Genomic DNA, 2,011 nt, shown 5'->3' with positions numbered 1-2,011 from the left:
TTAGTGCTGTGGCAGCTTTATGTGCGTCGGGTGTTATGGCTGAGACTGGGTTATGACAGTGATTTTTTACGGCATATTTATCAGCTGAGCGCCAAAACGCAGCTGGCAGCTGCGACACGACTGGTTGACGGGTTGCAGCTACAGTTAACCGCCTGTCCACCGGCCGGGGTAAATCTACTGATGCTGTTAAAACAAGTACGGTTGGCCGACAGCGGCAGCGCGCTGCTGCCGGGTTTTGAGCAGCTTTACCGGCGAAGTGCCACCTTACAGCAGCTTGACGACGAATTGCAGAACGTGTCGATAATGCTGCAGCAGAGCGAGCCTGGCAAGCCGATGCAGGTTACTCTAAGCCAGATAGATACCGGTCTGAATGGCCCGAGGCGGCGCCAGCTGTTACTGGGTCTGATTACTGAACTCAAAGCGCTGACCTTATTAGGCGAGCTCAGTGCCTTTACTCTGGTGATGGGATTTAACAGTTTGCAGCGGCTTACCATCAAAGACGAGTTAGTTACCGCCAGCGAAAGTGCGCTGCAGCAGTCTGAATACCTGGCGTGGTCAGAATGTTTACTTAACTTTAACGTGCAGATGCCGGATACCCTGGCTGAGCCTTTAGACGCGGGCATGCTGCAGCAGGAAGTCGCCGCGTACCCATTGCTTGGGCCATTACCCGCCACGACAGAGCAGCTTAACACTGCAGATGCTGAGCCCCGCCCGGGGCTTTGGCGCGGCAGCGAAGGCCTGACGACCCGGCAATGGGCAACGTTGAATTTTATCCTGACTCATGCCGATGCTTTATATCGTTATAAGTGGGAAAGTTGCAGCAATGAAGAGAAGCTGGCGCTGTTTAATCTGGCTAATGGTCACCAACTTAACCCACTTAACTGCTTGATGATAGAGCATTTGGCGATTAACGGCTTGCTAAGGGTAAGCCGTGGCAAACTCACCCTGGTTAATCGCAGTTTCCGTCAGTTTGTACAAAATGCGGAACCGTCTGAAACTTTGCGCCAGCTGGTAAAAGTAGGCGAAGCCGGGGTATGGAAAAATTACCGGTTGAGTTTTGCAATACTGGTAGTGGTGATTGTCGGTGGCATTGCCCTGACATCAGGTCAGTCATTACATATTGTGGCTGCATCCATTGCCGGGGTGCTTGGCAGTATGATCAGTGTGTTCAGCAGCGGCAGTTCGCTGCGCAGTTACTTTAAAAGTTAAGCCTGAGTATCTCAACGTTCTGACCAGAGCCTGAGTCAGAGCACCGACAGTTTGCTGTTAGCAATATCAGTGACCAGCATATGGCCCGGGCTGTGGGTAATACAAAAATCAACGTTGGCATTAGCTATCGCCACTTGCGGCGTAACACCGCAGGCCCAGAACACCGGTACTTCACCGGGTTTTATACTAACGGTATCACCAAAGTCCGGCTTGGTAATATCGTTAATACCGATCGCGGCCGGATCGCCAAAATGCACCGGCGCACCATGCACCTGGGGAAAGCGCGAACAGATTTGAATAGCGCGGATGGCATCGGCGGGTTTCATTGGTCGCATACTGACCACCATACCGCCATGAAAAACCCCGGCCGGGGTGCAGGCGATATTGGTGCGGTACATCGGCACGTTTACTTTTTCTGTGATGTTGCGAATCTCCAGACCATCGGCCAGTAAAGACTCTTCAAAGGAGAAAGAGCAGCCAATTAAAAAGGTCACTAAATCGTCCCGCCAGATATCCCGCACATCGGTCACTTCATCGGTTAATTTACCGTTTTGAAAAACACGATATTTCGGCAAATCGCTGCGGATATCCAGATCTGTGGCCAGCGCTGGCATATCAATAGCACCCGGGGTAGCCGCCATACCCAGCAAGGGGCAGGGCTTGGGGTTAAAATGGCAAAACTGTAAAAAATCGGCTGCGTACTGGCGGGGTAAAATGGCCATATTGGCCTGAACAAAACCTGCTGCAAAGCCGGAGGTATGGCCGCTAAACGCACCAGTGCGGCATTGTTGACGTAGCTGGT

At 52.2% G+C, this 2,011-nt stretch carries 2 protein-coding genes; one reads left to right on the top strand and one right to left on the bottom strand.

Going from position 1 to position 2,011, the window contains the following annotated elements; genetic code table 11:
- Window positions 1-1,209: hypothetical protein (locus ABY802_RS16820; RefSeq protein WP_372628267.1), on the top strand; the 1,209-nt coding region annotated here is incomplete at its 5' end.
- A 35-nt stretch (window positions 1,210-1,244) separates the two neighbouring features.
- Here the strand turns inward: ABY802_RS16820 and ABY802_RS16815 are convergent.
- Window positions 1,245-2,011, bottom strand: a 767-nt coding sequence (locus tag ABY802_RS16815; protein ID WP_372628266.1) for a putative hydro-lyase, incomplete at its 5' end; no start/stop codon positions are given.

The sequence above is a fragment of the Arsukibacterium sp. genome (assembly GCF_041616895.1).
Taxonomy (GTDB): Bacteria; Pseudomonadota; Gammaproteobacteria; order Enterobacterales; family Alteromonadaceae; genus Alishewanella.
Note: the sequence above shows the minus strand (reverse complement) of the source record. Positions and strands in the feature narration are given on the sequence as shown.